Source organism: Macrococcus sp. PK, assembly GCF_022501545.1.
Classification (GTDB): domain Bacteria; phylum Bacillota; class Bacilli; order Staphylococcales; family Staphylococcaceae; genus Macrococcoides; species Macrococcoides epidermidis.
On sequence record NZ_JAEPRF010000009.1, the window covers coordinates 21,961 to 37,414 of the forward strand.

14 protein-coding genes are annotated in these 15,454 nt (G+C 35.0%); 11 read left to right on the forward strand and 3 right to left on the reverse strand.

All coding sequences use genetic code 11. The features are described from left to right. The first annotated feature begins 78 nt into the window (after positions 1-78). The 9 genes from JJJ02_RS07350 (at position 79) to JJJ02_RS07390 (ending at position 9,960) form a co-directional block, all read left to right on the forward strand. A complete protein-coding gene (locus JJJ02_RS07350; RefSeq protein WP_240837390.1) occupies positions 79-837 on the forward strand; it encodes a DeoR/GlpR family DNA-binding transcription regulator in 759 nt (252 codons plus the stop codon). A 119-nt stretch (positions 838-956) separates the two neighbouring features. Further along, positions 957-1,847, forward strand: a complete 891-nt coding sequence (locus tag JJJ02_RS07355) for a carbohydrate ABC transporter permease (protein ID WP_111714142.1) — start codon at positions 957-959, stop codon at positions 1,845-1,847. Further along, positions 1,844-2,668 (forward strand): carbohydrate ABC transporter permease, encoded by an 825-nt coding sequence (locus JJJ02_RS07360; RefSeq protein ID WP_239242444.1) that lies wholly within the window; start codon positions 1,844-1,846, stop codon positions 2,666-2,668. The genes JJJ02_RS07355 and JJJ02_RS07360 overlap by 4 nt, the downstream gene beginning before the upstream one ends. A 33-nt stretch (positions 2,669-2,701) precedes the next feature. Then, positions 2,702-4,024: an ABC transporter substrate-binding protein gene (locus tag JJJ02_RS07365; RefSeq protein WP_239242443.1), complete on the forward strand. Its 1,323-nt coding sequence runs from the start codon at positions 2,702-2,704 to the stop codon at positions 4,022-4,024. 15 nt (positions 4,025-4,039) lie between these two features. Next, positions 4,040-5,362 (forward strand): CehA/McbA family metallohydrolase, encoded by a 1,323-nt coding sequence (locus JJJ02_RS07370; protein WP_239242442.1) that lies wholly within the window; start codon positions 4,040-4,042, stop codon positions 5,360-5,362. Beyond that, a complete protein-coding gene (locus JJJ02_RS07375; RefSeq protein ID WP_111714146.1) occupies positions 5,352-6,068 on the forward strand; it encodes an HAD family hydrolase in 717 nt (238 codons plus the stop codon). The genes JJJ02_RS07370 and JJJ02_RS07375 overlap by 11 nt, the downstream gene beginning before the upstream one ends. Beyond that, complete coding sequence (locus JJJ02_RS07380; protein WP_239242441.1) at positions 6,068-7,102, forward strand: ABC transporter ATP-binding protein; 1,035 nt, start codon at positions 6,068-6,070, stop codon at positions 7,100-7,102. Before JJJ02_RS07375 ends, JJJ02_RS07380 begins: the two co-directional genes overlap by 1 nt. A gap of 172 nt (positions 7,103-7,274) precedes the next feature. Then, a complete protein-coding gene (locus tag JJJ02_RS07385) occupies positions 7,275-8,807 on the forward strand; it encodes an AbgT family transporter (RefSeq protein WP_239242440.1) in 1,533 nt (510 codons plus the stop codon). Between the two features lies 1 nt (position 8,808). Continuing rightward, positions 8,809-9,960: a M20 metallopeptidase family protein gene (locus JJJ02_RS07390; protein ID WP_239242439.1), complete on the forward strand. Its 1,152-nt coding sequence runs from the start codon at positions 8,809-8,811 to the stop codon at positions 9,958-9,960. 615 nt (positions 9,961-10,575) lie between these two features. Here the strand turns inward: JJJ02_RS07390 and JJJ02_RS07395 are convergent. Both JJJ02_RS07395 and JJJ02_RS07400 read right to left on the reverse strand, forming a co-directional pair. Beyond that, positions 10,576-12,645, reverse strand: a complete 2,070-nt coding sequence (locus JJJ02_RS07395; RefSeq protein ID WP_239242438.1) for a RecQ family ATP-dependent DNA helicase — start codon at positions 12,643-12,645, stop codon at positions 10,576-10,578. A gap of 82 nt (positions 12,646-12,727) precedes the next feature. After that, complete coding sequence (locus tag JJJ02_RS07400; RefSeq protein ID WP_239242437.1) at positions 12,728-13,414, reverse strand: hypothetical protein; 687 nt, start codon at positions 13,412-13,414, stop codon at positions 12,728-12,730. 220 nt (positions 13,415-13,634) lie between these two features. Between JJJ02_RS07400 and JJJ02_RS07405 the strand changes: the two genes are divergently transcribed. Further along, positions 13,635-13,784 (forward strand): hypothetical protein, encoded by a 150-nt coding sequence (locus JJJ02_RS07405; protein ID WP_239242436.1) that lies wholly within the window; start codon positions 13,635-13,637, stop codon positions 13,782-13,784. A gap of 98 nt (positions 13,785-13,882) precedes the next feature. Beyond that, positions 13,883-14,824 (forward strand): hypothetical protein, encoded by a 942-nt coding sequence (locus JJJ02_RS07410; protein WP_240837388.1) that lies wholly within the window; start codon positions 13,883-13,885, stop codon positions 14,822-14,824. A 12-nt stretch (positions 14,825-14,836) separates the two neighbouring features. Here the strand turns inward: JJJ02_RS07410 and JJJ02_RS07415 are convergent, their stop codons facing one another. Continuing rightward, a complete protein-coding gene (locus JJJ02_RS07415; protein WP_239242434.1) occupies positions 14,837-15,265 on the reverse strand; it encodes a hypothetical protein in 429 nt (142 codons plus the stop codon). Positions 15,266-15,454 lie beyond the last annotated feature (189 nt).

Here is a 15,454-nt window from a genome sequence, read left to right on the forward strand (position 1 = left end):
TAATATTATTGCATAATATTTGGATTTGTGGGAATGTATAAGTATTACTGTGTAAATGCACAAAAAGGAGTGTGTATTGTGACTGTTGATGAGAGATATAATGAAATTTTAAATTTATTGTTAAAGCATAAGAAACTTCGCTCTAAAGAAACTGCGCATTTATTGAATGTGTCTTTCGAAACGATACGCCGTGATTTTGAAGCATTAGAATTGCAAGGGAAGTTAAAGCGAGTTCATGGTGGTGCTGAATATATTGAACCGAAGTCGGATGTGGAGAAGAATTTCATAGAGCGTGAGAATTTATATGCAGAAGAGAAGAGAGAGATTGCCAGAAAGGCAACGCAGTTTGTAAAAGAGGGAATGTCCATTGCATTAGATGTGAGTACGACAAATACAGCGATTGCGAGACGTCTTGCCAGAAAGTTTAACCGCTTAACCATTATTACCAACAGTCTTCCCATCATAGAGATTGTTGCTAAAATAACAACTTTCACAGTTATTGTACCAGGTGGCGTGTTATATAATCAGAAACGATGTATTATTGGGGATGTTGCGATTGAGCATATTAGTAAATACAATATTGATTTATTCTTCATGAGTTTAAGTGGTATTGATTTAGACAAAGGTTTTACCGATTATGGTATGGAAGAAGTGAAAATAAAAAAGGCATTTCATGCACGTGCACAAACTGTAGTGGCTGTTGCCGATCATAGTAAGTTTGATAATGTATCCCTTATACATCTGGGAGATGATCAATTATGTGATGTAATAATTAGTGATGAGCGATTGGCTGAAAATATAAAAGAGAAATATGCGAGTAAATATAAAATTATATAGATGGATGGATTAAACACACAAATTAATTTGTGTGTTTTTTATGTGTTTACACATAATTTACATATTATTAACATTGAATACATAATTACCTTGTATATTAGCATTGAAAGGAGATCAACATGAACAAGAATAAGAAGTTATTAAAAAGCAATTGGCTGACTTTATTATGTTTTATTCTGCCTTGTTTAATTCCATTAACAGCATTCTGGATTTTTCCGATGTTCTATAGCTTTTATATCAGCTTTACAGATTGGGATTTTATGAGTGAAGAATACAATATGGTTGCATTAGGTAATTATCAAAGTATTTTAACTGATGAGCAATTTTACAAAGTACTATGGAATACATTTTACTTTGTCGTTGGAACGACAATTCCTACTTTAGTATTGGGGTTATGTTTCGCGTTGCTTGTTGTGAAGAAGATTCATCTCGGTGGCATATACAGAACATTATTATTCTCGCCGTGGATTACGCCAATGGTTGCTGTGTCAATCGTCTGGTCATGGATCTTTGAACCAAAAATAGGTATTCTCAATCAAGTGTTAGGGATGCTTCATTTAGGGCAACCTGGATGGTTGCAATCATCACAGTGGGCGATGGTTGCCGTTATTATTGTCACAGTTTGGAAAGGTATTGGCTGGGCGATGATTTTTTATTTAGATGCTTTAAAGAAAGTGCCGAAAGAACTTTATCAGGCTGCATCAATTGATGGTACACCACCATTTAGACAGCTAATGAAGATTACATTACCGATGATCTCACCTACGACATTTTTCTTAGTAATTATTCTGGCAATTGATGCCCTGCAAGCTTATGACCAGTTCCAGATATTAACGCAAGGTGGTCCGGCAGGTTCTACTAGAACGATACTGTACATGTATTATCAGATGGCTTTTGAAGAATACAATATGGGTCGTGCGACAGCACTTGCAACGATATTAATCGTAATTACAGCGATACTTTCAGCAATACAGTTCTATGTTTCTAAGAAGTGGGTGCATTATCAATGAGGAAATTCAATTTAACGATTAGACATGTAATATTAGCGCTTGCAAGTTTCCTGATGTTCTTTCCGTTTCTATGGATGATTCTCAGCGCGTTAAAGACGAAAGATGAGATATTCCAGGTGCCATTTAAATTGTTTCCTGCATCACCGAAATGGCAGACATTTAATGAAGCTTTTCATTCAGCACCGTTTGCAACATACATATGGAATAGTACGTACACGTCTATTGCGATTGTATTAATTCAAACAGTGACTTCAGCATTATTTGCTTATGCACTGACTCAAATGCAATGGAAAGGTAAACATACGTTGTTTTCGATTGTCATGGGAACGTATATGTTACCTGCTGCGGCAACTTACGTACCGAGCTATATTATTTTGAGTAAATTAAATTTAATTGACAGCCATATCGGATTAATTATTTCGAGTGCAGCGAGTGTTTACGGCGTGTTTTTATTCAGACAGGCATTCAAACAGATTTCTAAAGAGGTGATACAAGCTGCACTGATTGATGGTGCGAGTCACTTTAAGATTTTATTTAGAATTATGTTCCCGTTAACGAAACCGACATTTGTTACGTTTATGTTGATCAGCTTTGTACAGAATTATAACAGTTATTTATGGCCTTCGTTAATCTTGCAATCTCAAGATAAGATGTTGATAACGAATGGTTTAAGACAATTCTTTATTGAAGGTGGAGCATACGGTGTGAAGTGGCCGGAAGTAATGGCAGCTTCAACGTTCACTATCTTACCGTTACTCATCTTGTTCTTTGCGATTCAAAAGGTATTTGTAAATGGTATTTCAGACAATGGTATTAAATAAATTATTAATCATAAACTAAGGGAGAATGAAAAAATGAAAAAGTTTATTTATGCAGGTTTATCTTCTATTGTATTAGCAACAACATTAGCGGGTTGCGGTGGTACTTCAAATGGTGGATCTAATGGTAAGGTTGTAGAGTTAAAAAAAGGTGACAAGGTAGAAATCGAGTTCTGGTATGGTCTAGGTGGTAAATTAGGCGATCAAATGAAGGAGAAAATCGATGCATTTAATAAATCACAAGATAAAGTTGTAGTAAAAGGTGTTCAGCAAGCAGATTATGATGAAACTTATAAGAAATTACAAGCTGCTGTCGCAAGTGGTAAGACACCAGCTTTAATTTTAACAACAACGGACACTGGTAAGATTATGGCAAAGAAAAAGATTTTAACAGAGTTAACGCCATATATTGATGTTAAAGATGATTATGAAACGAAAGATATTATTGAGACATTCTTAAAGGATGGACAGTTTGAAGATAAGCAATTCACGTTACCAGCATACGGGACAACACAATTAATGTATTACCGTAAAGATGCATTAAAGGAAGCGGGATTAACTGAAGATATCTTTAAAGACTGGACGAAATTTGAAGCAGCAGCAAAGAAATTAACTAAGAAGTCTGGTAATAAAGTTGAGCGTTACGGCTGGTCGCCGATGTGGGGTGCTGATAACTTAATGGATATCGCTTTCTCTAACGGTGGTCAAGTAATTGACGAATCAGGTAAGAAAGTAATGATCAACTCAAAAGAGTGGGTTGAAGCATGGTCAATTATTGATCGCGGGATTAATAAAGATAAGACGATGAAAATCAACTCTGGCGGCCAAGGTTGGGAATATTGGTATAAAACGATTGATGAAGTAATGCAAGGGAAATCAGCGGGTTATATCGGTTCATCAGGTGACCAGGGAGATCTTGACTTTAAACAATTAGCAGCAGCTGAACAACCTGGATTTAATGGTAAGAAAGGTGCACCGGTTGCATCAAGTCAACAGTTAGCGATTCCATCTAAAGCTGAAGCGAAACAAAAAGCAGCGGCATTTGAATTTATCAAATTCTTTGAGAAAGCAGAAAATACTGCAGACTGGTCAATGAATACTGGTTATATCGCAGTGAGAAGTTCAGCAAAAGAAGATGCGAAATTTAAAGCTTACGCTAAGAAACATCCACAAATCTTAAAGCCTATTGAGCAGGCAGAACATGCTTCAAGCTTATTTATCGATCCAACTGGCGGTAAGATACAAGATGCAATCAAAAAAGCAGCTGACAAAATGGAAATTGAAGGGAAGCCAGCGAAAGAAGTATTAGATGAGGCACAAAAAGAAGCACAAGCAGCTTTAGATAATAGTGCTAAATAGTAAGGGGCCAGTCAAATGAACAAAGCTATAGGTACAATTTCAATAAGAGGATTCCAATATCCTCTTATTACTTTTAATATACAATGTGAATTCTGGACTTATGTCCGTTTGTATCAGGGTGATACATTAGTGTATCAATATATCGGTAGAGATGCTGAGTTAGTGGTTGATTTAGCAGATGTATCTTATGGGCAATCACAATTATTTGATGATAGCGATCTTACTTACGTCGTAATGGACGTGCAGAAGTTTACGATGCCGATTGTTAATGTTGAAGTATCCAATAGCAAGGCTGCTAATATGCGTGAGAACCATCAGGTTATTCAGAGTATGACAGATAAAAGTATAACAGACAAACGTTTTTATAAAGGCGACTTGCATGCCCATACGAACCTTACGGATGGTAGTTTAACACCAGGTGAATTGGTTGCACATGCAAAGGAAGTGGGCTTAGATTTCTTCTTTATTACAGATCATAACTTTTACCATACAATATGGCCAGAGAGTGAGCTGTTAGTACTTCCAGGTGTTGAGTTTACAGGTAATACTGGGCATTGGAATGCATTAAACCTTCAGGATACCATCGATATGTATTCAGATGACTATAATATTGAATCTATTGAAGGCACGCATCGTTTGATGGATAGCATGCGTGATAAAGGTACGTTAGTGAGTATTAACCATCCATTCTTGACAATTTGGTCATGGTTACATGATGAACTGGATTTAACAAAGATTGATAGTCTTGAATTATGGAATGATCCAAGTTATAAGGATAATCCTCAGGCAACAGAAGATGCTTTAAAGTTCTGGCACGCATCACTTGTAACGGGGCATCGCATTACAGCAGTTGGAGGTAGTGATTTCCATCATCTAATTGATGTGAAAGATAACAATAGAACAAATGCATTAAATGATCCGACAACACATGTATATTGTGATGGACTAAATAAAGACAATTTACTCCAAAGTATCCGTAATGGCCATGTATTCGTAACGAGATTTATGGATGTTGAAGCATTCAACGTTACTGTAAATGATAAAGCAGTAATGTTTGGTGAGACAATGAATACAAGTGGTAACTTACTAGTGTCATTTGAAGTTAAAGGAGAACCTATAACGGCAGAAGTAACGCTATTTACGAAAGATAAACGCTATGTTGCTGCTTTAGAAAATAATGTTGCTACATTTAATATTGAAGTTGAGCCTAATGATTTCTTTAGATTTGAACTTAGAAACGAAGCACTGTTAGCATTTACGAACCCGGTTTATCAAGGTGTCATCGAACGTACAACAACAACGTATAAAGAAGTGAAGGCATTGATGTATGAAGTATAAGTTAGTCATATTTGATAAAGATGGTACCCTGCTTAGATTCGAATCAGTATGGGTAAAAATTGGTCATAATATTGTAGACAGCTTTATAAATTCGTATGATGTTCAAGTTGATAAAGAAGATATATTACAAGCATTAGGCTTAGGTGCAGATTACATCGAACCTGCTGGCATATTATCAAGTGGCACAACAAACGACATTATCAAGGTGTTTAAAGGTTACACTAATGATGCAAGAGTTGAAACATGGACGCGCAAAAATATGGACGCACTCGCCAATCAATATGAACATCAGCTTGAAATGATTAAAGGCACGGACGTTGTACTGAAAAAATTACAGGAAAAAGGTTACCTGTTAGCAGTTATTACAGCGGATGATTATATTAGTACCGATAATTTCTTAACAAAGTTTGATATTCGCCATTACTTTAATGAAATTATCACAAGTGACAGAGTCCCTGTGCAAAAACCTAATCATTTAATACTGGATTCACTTATAGCAAAATATCAAATTAAGACGAATGAAATGATTATGGTTGGTGATACACCTATCGATATGCAGTTAGGTAAGAATGGCAATATTGGACTTACGATAGGCGTATTAAGTGGGACGAGTAAGCATGAACATTTGCACGAGGCAGATATTATATTAAATGATGTGACAGAATTAATTAAAGACGACCAATTGATTTGGGAAGAGGGATTTTAATGCTGAAAGTAGAAAATATAAATAAAAGATATCACAAAGAGCAATGGGTTTTAAAAGATATTAACTTTGAAGTAGCTGCTGGTGAGTTCTTTGTACTTGTAGGACCTAGTGGTTGCGGGAAAAGTACTCTGCTTAAGATGATTGCAGGATTAGAAGATATTACTGAAGGTAAGTTATTTATAAATGATACGTTAGCAAATCATTTACATCCGAAAGATAGAAGTCTATCGATGGTATTTCAAAACTATGCGCTTTATCCTCATATGACGGTAGAGAAGAATATATTATTTACCCTGGAAAATAGAAAAGTGCCTAAAAATGACCGTCAGCAAAAGATGATGGAAGCGGCAAAGCTTGTAGGATTAGAAAGATATTTAAAGAAGAAGCCAGGTGAACTGTCAGGAGGACAACGTCAACGTGTAGCACTTGCTCGTGCAATTGTAAGTGAATCTAAGATATGTCTGATGGATGAACCATTATCTAACTTAGATGCAAAGCTGCGAGGTCAAATGCGTGTAGAACTACGTCAGTTACAGCAACGACTGGGGATGACGATGATTTATGTTACACATGATCAAGTCGAAGCAATGACGATGAGCGATCGCATTATGGTCTTAAATGACGGTCACATTCAACAAATCGGTACACCGTTAGAAATATACAATAATCCCGCCAATAAATTTGTAGCAAACTTTATGGGAAGTCCAGCAATGAATATTGTTAGAGGACATTTAATTGATAACGCGATTAAGTTTGGTGATTTCAGTCTCCCTGCAACGATTAATCATCAAACGATTGATGTAGGGTTTAGACCTGAAGATGTGTACATTGATCAAAATGGAACTGCAGTAACAGTTACCGCATGTGAAATATTAGGAGATACGACAATTGTGAACTTTAATATTAGCGATGAGAAATGTATCGCCAAATTCAATGAGCAATTACCATTGAATATTGGAGATGTCATTCATGTTCGTATTAAACAAGATAAAATTAAATACTTTGATGCAGAACAAGGTACAGTCATCGCATAACTACCGGACAAAGATATTTTGTTCGGTTTTTTTAACTTAAGTGACAGCGATTATTTAATACTCTTTAATACGATATCGTATTAAATGATTTGAAATCACTAAATATTATCGATATTATAGTAATTAAGTTATCCTTAACTGAATTTTCTAATAATTAAATGGAGGAGATGTAATGAGTGAGAATGTAAAAAAGAAAAGTATGATGGACAAGTTTTTAGACATGATTGAAAAAGCCGGTAATAGATTACCTGATCCAGTTGTTATCTTTATTAGTCTTTGTGCCATTATCTTAGTGGCATCATCAATAGCGAGTTTCTTTGGTTTATCAGCAAAGAATCCTACCGATGGAAAAGTAGTGAAAGCAGTTAACTTATTAACGCCTGATGGTATTGCGAAAATTATTTCAGAAGCGGTCCCGAATTTCGCTGCCTTTCCACCTTTAGGATTAGTACTTGTTGTGATGATAGGTGTTGGTATTGCTGAGAAGACAGGATACTTTGAAACGTTAATGAAATATACGATTGAGAAGACACCACGCAAAATTATAATTCCGATCATTATATTTGTAGGTATTATGGGAAATGCTGCAGGAGATGCAGCGACAATCGTCTTACCGCCTATTGCGGCATTAGTGTTTATAAAGCTTGGTTATCACCCAATTGCGGGACTTGTAATGGCATATGCAGCTGCGCTTGGTGGATTCTCTGCAAGTTTAGTAATAGGTATGACTGATGCACTAGCTGTGTCATTTACAGAACCTGCAACAAAACTTATAGATGGCAGTGTGAAAGTGAATGCTGCAATGAATTATTATTTCTTATGTGCATCAACAGTCTTGTTATTATTTGTAGCATGGTTTGTAACGTCAAAGATAGTTATTCCGAGGTTTGGTAAGTACACAGGACATATTGAGGAAGGTGCCGAAGAGAATCACGTATCAGATAGAGAACGTAAAGCGATGTTATTTGCCAATATTAGTGTACTTGTTGCAATGGCAGTTGTAGCACTTTTGGCGATACCTGAAAGTGGTTTATTACGCAATGCAAAGACAGGTTCATTAATTGATGATTCACCGTTAATGAATGGGATTGTACCAATTATTACAGTTCTATTCTTAGTTCCAGGATTGGTTTATGGAATTGTTGCTGGAACGATGCGTTCAACACGTAAGTTCTCTGAAATGCTTGCAGAATCAATGAGCTCGATGGGTGGCTTTATTGTGATCGTATTCTTTGCTGCACAGATGCTGGCATTCTTTACGTGGAGTAATTTAGGAACAATTATCGCAATTAAAGGTGCTGAATTACTAAAAGGGCAGAATGGTATCGTATTAATACTAGGTATACTAATTTTATCTGGATTTATAAACATGTTGATAGGTAGTGCCTCAGCGAAATGGGCAATACTCGCACCAATTTTAGTTCCGATGCTGATGCTTTTAGGTATACATCCAGCATTTACACAAGTTATTTACCGAGTAGGGGATTCGATAACAAATCCGATTACACCGATGATGCCTTATTTACCATTGCTATTATCGTATGCTCAGAAGTATCAAAAGGATATCGGCTTAGGAACGATGATTGCAGCATTAATGCCGTATTCTGTTGCATTCGGTATCTTCTGGACGATTCTATTACTTGTATGGTTTTACTTAGGCATTCCAGTGGGACCAGGTGGACCGATTCATTTAGGAGGAAATTAATATGATAGATTATCAGAAATACGAAGATAAAGTAATACAATATCGCAGACATTTACACCAGAATCCAGAACCGTCATTTAAAGAATATGAAACGACAAAATATATAAGGGATGTGCTTCGTAGTTTAGAACACTGTGAAGTAATTGAATTAACTGAAACAGGTACTATCGGTGTTTTTAATAAAGGTGGTAATAAAAAAATTAGTCTGCGTGCAGACATTGATGCACTTCCGATACAGGAGGAACGTACTGATTTAGACTTTATGTCACAACATGATGGCCTTATGCATGCATGTGGACATGACGTGCATACAGCAGTCTTACTCGGCGCTGCACATTACTTTAATGATCATGCACATGAACTGACAAATGAGATACATTGTATCTTTCAGCATGCTGAGGAATTAATTCCTGGTGGTGCACGTGAATTAGTTGAAACAGGCTATTTTGAAGGATTTGACTTTATATATGGACATCATATTTGGGCAACATTGCCACTTGGGTATATTGATATAAAATCAGGTCCTGCAAGCGCCAATTCAGACTTATACCAAATTGAAATTCAAGGTAGAGGTGGACATGCCAGTCAGCCGAATAAAACGATAGATCCGCTGCTGATAGGTAGTCACTTCGTCAATGAAATTCAAAGCATTGTATCAAGAAAAGTAGAACCATTTGAACCCGTAGTCGTATCGAATACAGTATTTTTAGCAGGCAATGTTAATGGTGCTAATGTTATTCCGGATAAAGTTACATTGGCAGGGTCAGTGAGGACAACAACAGCTGAAAATAGAGAAATATGTAAATCACAAATTGAAAAGACAATAGAACATCTATGTCTGGCAAATGGTGCAACCCATAAAATAGATTATACGATAGGATATGATGCAGTTTATAATGATGAAGCACATACACAATGGGTAAGAGAAATTGCAGAAAGTAATTACCCGGGAAAAGTTGTCTCTGAGCCAACGATGATGGGAGGCGAAGATTTCAGTGCGTATCAACAAGTAGCGCCATGCGTATATATCTTTATAGGAAGCGGCAGTGAAGGATTTGATTATCCGCATCACCACCCTAAATTTGGAATAGATGAATCAAGCTTTAAAGTAGCATTTGAAATGTTTGTCAATATCGCATTAAACTATAAATAAAAGAAACTGAAGAAACAGTGCGCTGAAACATTCAGCGCACTGTTTCTTCATTGAAGATTGCCACGCTTTCTATCTAAATAATCTTCTAAACATCTCAACCACTTTCCGATTGCGATAAGAATATATGCAATAAGTAAGCCGATTAATATATTTAATCCTGGGATGTGATATGGCGAGAAGTGAATGACAAAGTACCCAGTAATAACGACAAAGATAATAAAGCCTGAATATGTTGCTGCATCTTATAATAACCATTCACTGATGAGCTGCTTTTGGGCATTCACATTTTCGAAGCGACGTTTAATTTGAGTAATTGTATCCACATATACGAATAAGGGAATAAGTAGTAGACAGTATGTACCAAATAAAATATGTTTCGGATAATACAAAATAAATAGCATAATTAGTGTAAACACAAACACTAAACTTTTAAGTATGAAAAATTTTCTATTATATTTTATATACCAATGAATCATACTATCTATCCCCTTATAATTTTTCTATATTATAACTGTTTAATTTTGGAGGTTAAATCAAAATAGGATATATTTGTTAAATATATTGCTGAATTTTATATAATAATACTAATATAATGTATTAAAAAAGACAGTTTTTTTATTCTCCGGCACCCGTATTCACAAGTGCGAATGGATATACCGCTTTTGCATGAACTAAAAGTTTTGATGCGACGACTGTCATTGTCCAGCGGGAATTGACGGTATCGTCAATGAGTAGTATGTGTTTGTCTTCTATTAAATCTTCGTTTTGAATAGCAATGGTTTCCTGGATATTTCTTTCCTGCATGATTGAGTTATGCATCTCGCTTTGTTTGTAACCAGGCTTTATTTTTACGACTGCATCGATATATTCGATATGGTTATACTCAGCTACAGCTTGTGCAAGTTTGTTAGTGAGCTTAGGTCGTCTAAGACTTGGAACTGCTACGATAGCGTCAATCTGATGTTCTTGTATCATGTCATTAAGGAATTGGCTGATCTGTAAAGTCGTCTGTTCTGAGAAATGATGATTGTCGCGTTCATACATAAATTTACGGCCGACAGGTGAATAGGCATCTGTTGTATACGTCCATCCTGTCTTAAATTGTAATGATTCATCAATCTTTTTATTATTCGACCAGCGTTTACGCGGTGAGATTTCCCCGTGTAATTTATTCTTATACTGGCTTGCGATAGATAGCATTGGATGATTTTTATCTATCGTTATGAATTCACGATTTCTACAATGTGCACAAATACCACACTTTTCCTGTTTATCTGGTGCATCAAGTTCGTCAGCGATATATTTCATATAACAACTGTCGTAATTGATAAATCGCTTTAAATGCTCGAGTTCCTGTAAACGCGTTACGTTTAATTGCTGCTGTAATTGAGCATTCTCTTCAGCATTAAAGGGTTTATCTGGATTGATGACGTACTTTCGCTTATCCATTAATATGTATTCATGGACGAATAAGTATTTAAGTACCGACCCAAGCTTTGTGACATTCATATTGAAGTGAGGCAGAATATCGTTTCTGGTCATACCTTCAGGATGCTGGCTAATGCGCGTTAATATTTCTGATAATAATTTCGGGTCTTTATTCGCACTTTCTATAAATGCGTTGATGATCGCTTCATCTTCATCACCATGAAGTAGCATTGCAAGCGCTGGTTTACCGTTACGTCCTGCACGTCCAATTTGCTGATAATATGAAATTAAGTTTTGTGGCAGCTGGAAATGAATAACGAAACCGATATTTGATTTATCGTACCCCATACCAAGCTTCACTGTTGCAACAATTACACGTACTTCCGCGTTATGAAATGCTTCAAGCGTAGTTACGCTAGTATCTTCGCCATATTCGTTCTGCATACCTGAATAATAAGGTGCGGCCGAGATACCTTGTTCAATTAAGAAATGTGCTACAGAAACACATTCTTTCTTCGTAAGACAATAGATGATACCTTGTTCTTTGTTCAAAAAAGGATGCTCTGTGAGAGATGCCGCTAAGAAAGCAAGTCGTTCTGCCTTCGATTGTGCTGGGTTCACTTGAATCGAAATATTTGAACGGATTAAATTACCACGAAATACCTGGAGATTTCCGAGTTGCGATTTAATATCTTCAATGACACGATCGTTTGCTGTTGCAGTTGTGCCAAGAATTGCGATTGAATCCGGTAAATCTTTAACGAGGTTCACGATACGCTGATAATCAGGTCTGAAGTCATGACCCCAGTCTGAAATAGAGTGTGCTTCGTCTACTACAATAAGCTCGATATCATTCACTTGTGATAATGCTTCAATAAATCTTGCATCAGATAATTTCTCAGGAGAAACAATAATGGCATCAACCGCACTAAGCCGTGCATAAATATCATCCCATTCATCTTTGTTATTGCTATTGATCGTTACGACATCTAAACCAAGTTTAGCAGCAGCATCAATTTGATTGTGCATTAATGCAAGTAAAGGACTGATGATAACAGCAGGACCGCTACCATTTTCTCTTAATAACTTAGTAGCGATGAAGTATACAATCGATTTCCCCCAGCCAGTCTTTTGAATCACCAGCGTCTTCTGTTTATTTACTACAGCTAATATCGCTTCCAGTTGACCTTCTCGAAAGTTAGCTTCAGCTCCGTATGTTTCATGTAACATCTCTACCGCGCGCTGTTTAAAATCCATTTGGTTGACCTCCTTATTTCTTTCATTATATAAGAACATAAAAAAGTAGACAAAAAAAGACAGCTTTTAAGCTGTCAATCAATTATTTACTTCTTCCTTTTGTATATTTTCCATATGAATCATACATAATAGTGTTCTTTTCAAAGTTTTTATTTATACGATTAAATTTATTATTTTTTAAATAATTTTTCCAATTGTTTAATTTAGTTTTTGTATTATTTTTCATTATTACTACATAAGTAAGTTTTGGGTTTGATTTAGTAATTTTAGTTTCAGTATAAATAAAAGTGACATTTTTATAAACATCGACTTGTTTATAACCAGAATTTGGATTACCTATTCTTAAGGTATTATCTTTGCTAGGTTTTCCATAATGTTTTCTTATATCATCTTTATATAGACGGTAAGGTGAGCTATTATAATCATCATTTAATCGTGTAATTTTTAATTTATTGAAGGGTTTATTTTGTTGGAAATCTGTAAATCCTTTGTCAGCTCCAACACCAGTTCTTATAACCCAAGCACCAGCTTCAGTATAAAAATCATCTACAATACGGTGTGAATCTTTATATTTTTTTGTTGTAAATTTTGATAAGTAGTCTCCTATTTTCATACCATGAAGAGCTATATTTCCATCTTTAACTTTTTGAATTGTTTCCTTACTTTCAATATAATTAATAGATTTTACATATTCACCAGCATGAGCTTCCAAATTAACAGTTGAAAATAATAATGAACTTGTTAGTAAAGTGATAGATAATTTTTTCATGAAATTCTCCTTAAAATATATTTAATAAATATATTTTATAGGCATTTCTTTTAAATAACAATAATGTAAAAATAAAATATAAACAAAAAAAGTAACTAAAAATAACCTAAAATATAATAGTTATAATTCTAGTTTAAAGAAAAAAAGTTTTTATACTTAATACGACTATTATAATACAGCAAGGGTATATAAAAATATAATATTTATGGAGGCGATGAAGATGACAAACGTTGATAAAGATACTACAAGTAATAGACGTGAACTTATGCCGGAATCAGTTATTGATGGTGAGATGAACGAGAAAGTTAAAGACCAGCTTGAGTTACAGCCTGGTGAGAAGAAGGTAAGTAAAGAAGATCAAGATAAATAAGTAGACGTCCTTTATAGGGCGTTTTCTTTTTGGAGTCAATATACATAATTATCAATTTAATGTATAATGATGGAATTATATGAGAGATGAGTGATGAAATGAAACGCGTGTTAATCAGTTTAGCTGTGATACTTTTATTATCGATTGCAGCATTTTTTGTAGTTCATAATATGCAGAAAGAGCAATCTATTATCGCAACAAAAGATATTAAAAAGATTAAAGATTCTTATCAATATTACGATGAAGCTAAATTACATGTTGATGAGCTTGCAATGGAACAATTGGATGATTTATCAGTGCGTAATGAATTCTTTAAACTTAAAGATGGTAACTACTTTAATTTAAGAACATATATGGGGAACAAAGTTGGTTACATTATGAATAGTTACTTAACATTTGATAAGACTGGAAAGACAAAGGTGGCGTTTCCGAAAATTATCAGTCATCAATATATGAAAGATAACAAATTTATTGATAATACCTGGTCGATTAATACACCTGCAGGTAAACTTGATTATCAATCTGGTGCTATTGATAGAAGTGATGATTCAGTTAATCTCTTTATAGAGAGTGATGATGGTAAGCGCGGGGTACTAATGGATAAAACACTGAAAAAAGATGTGACGTTGATCGGAAATAACGGTGAATGGCTGGATAGTGAGAATAATCGTATCGGTACTGACGCATCTTTAAGAAAGTATAATGATCCACAAACTGCAGCAAATGCGGTATTGAAGCAAGTGTCAACAACGGGTCAACTTGTTGCAAAGTTGAATAATGGTGAAGCAACCTTCTTCTTTTACAGAAATAAATATGGTCCTGTAGATGAATATACGGTGATTCCTGTTTTAAAGGATAATACAGCAGGTATTTATCATAAATTTACGCTTGCAGGATTTAATGAATCGATTATCGATTACGAGTTCAAATATGCTGTAAAAGGTAATGAATATCATATTATTTTCAATGATGATTTCGAACATGCAGACAAGTTTAAACATAAAAAAGTCAGCGATAATATCATTATCGCTGTGAAATAAAGTGAACCACTTCTAATGTGAAGTGGTTTTTCTTTTGTTCAGTGCAATTTGAAGTTCTTCTTTCTCCATAAAGTAGCGCACACCATATCCGAATACACCTCCGGCAGGCAGGAAAATAAGCATATAATATGGAGTAGCAAATAAATCAGGTAAGTGTTTGAAATAAATGATTGTGCCATAAATGATGAAAATTATTAAACTCTCAACGACATTGTTTCGAAAGTTAACTATATTTGCTTTATGAATTGCTATTTTGTTGGCAGGATCTATCATTTTAGTTTTATACTCAGCAATTAATTGTCTTACTGAAGTAAAGTAATAAAGAATCATAAATGAAAGTAATATGAGATCTTTATATATTCCGATATTAATCATCCATATCATTAAGACGAGATAGAATAATGTGAACATGAGGATTTTAAAAGAAATCTTCTTAGTCATAACGCACCTCGTTTACTTTTTATGTATATTATATCTTGAAATGGTTATAAAAGGAAGAGTGATAGTTTTCAACTTATTGCATTTGTTGTAAATCTAGTACTCACTATATGGTGCATCGTGTGGTGTGCTCAAGATTTTGAACCTGGAACAAACAAATGGGTACCAAATCCGAAAGCAATAAGGCAAGAT

What these genes read in the sequence shown, in the direction of transcription:
- JJJ02_RS07360 (WP_239242444.1), top strand. Translation starts at nt 1,844, where the DNA reads ATGAGGAAATTCAATTTAACGATTAGACATGTAATATTAGCGCTTGCA.
- JJJ02_RS07405 (WP_239242436.1), top strand. Translation starts at nt 13,635, where the DNA reads ATGACAAACGTTGATAAAGATACTACAAGTAATAGACGTGAACTTATG.
- JJJ02_RS07400 (WP_239242437.1), bottom strand. Translation starts at nt 13,414, where the DNA reads ATGAAAAAATTATCTATCACTTTACTAACAAGTTCATTATTATTTTCA.
- JJJ02_RS07370 (WP_239242442.1), top strand. Translation starts at nt 4,040, where the DNA reads ATGAACAAAGCTATAGGTACAATTTCAATAAGAGGATTCCAATATCCT.
- JJJ02_RS07395 (WP_239242438.1), bottom strand. Translation starts at nt 12,645, where the DNA reads ATGGATTTTAAACAGCGCGCGGTAGAGATGTTACATGAAACATACGGA.
- JJJ02_RS07415 (WP_239242434.1), bottom strand. Translation starts at nt 15,265, where the DNA reads ATGACTAAGAAGATTTCTTTTAAAATCCTCATGTTCACATTATTCTAT.
- JJJ02_RS07380 (WP_239242441.1), top strand. Translation starts at nt 6,068, where the DNA reads ATGCTGAAAGTAGAAAATATAAATAAAAGATATCACAAAGAGCAATGG.
- JJJ02_RS07365 (WP_239242443.1), top strand. Translation starts at nt 2,702, where the DNA reads ATGAAAAAGTTTATTTATGCAGGTTTATCTTCTATTGTATTAGCAACA.
- JJJ02_RS07355 (WP_111714142.1), top strand. Translation starts at nt 957, where the DNA reads ATGAACAAGAATAAGAAGTTATTAAAAAGCAATTGGCTGACTTTATTA.
- JJJ02_RS07385 (WP_239242440.1), top strand. Translation starts at nt 7,275, where the DNA reads ATGAGTGAGAATGTAAAAAAGAAAAGTATGATGGACAAGTTTTTAGAC.
- JJJ02_RS07375 (WP_111714146.1), top strand. Translation starts at nt 5,352, where the DNA reads ATGAAGTATAAGTTAGTCATATTTGATAAAGATGGTACCCTGCTTAGA.
- JJJ02_RS07410 (WP_240837388.1), top strand. Translation starts at nt 13,883, where the DNA reads ATGAAACGCGTGTTAATCAGTTTAGCTGTGATACTTTTATTATCGATT.
- JJJ02_RS07390 (WP_239242439.1), top strand. Translation starts at nt 8,809, where the DNA reads ATGATAGATTATCAGAAATACGAAGATAAAGTAATACAATATCGCAGA.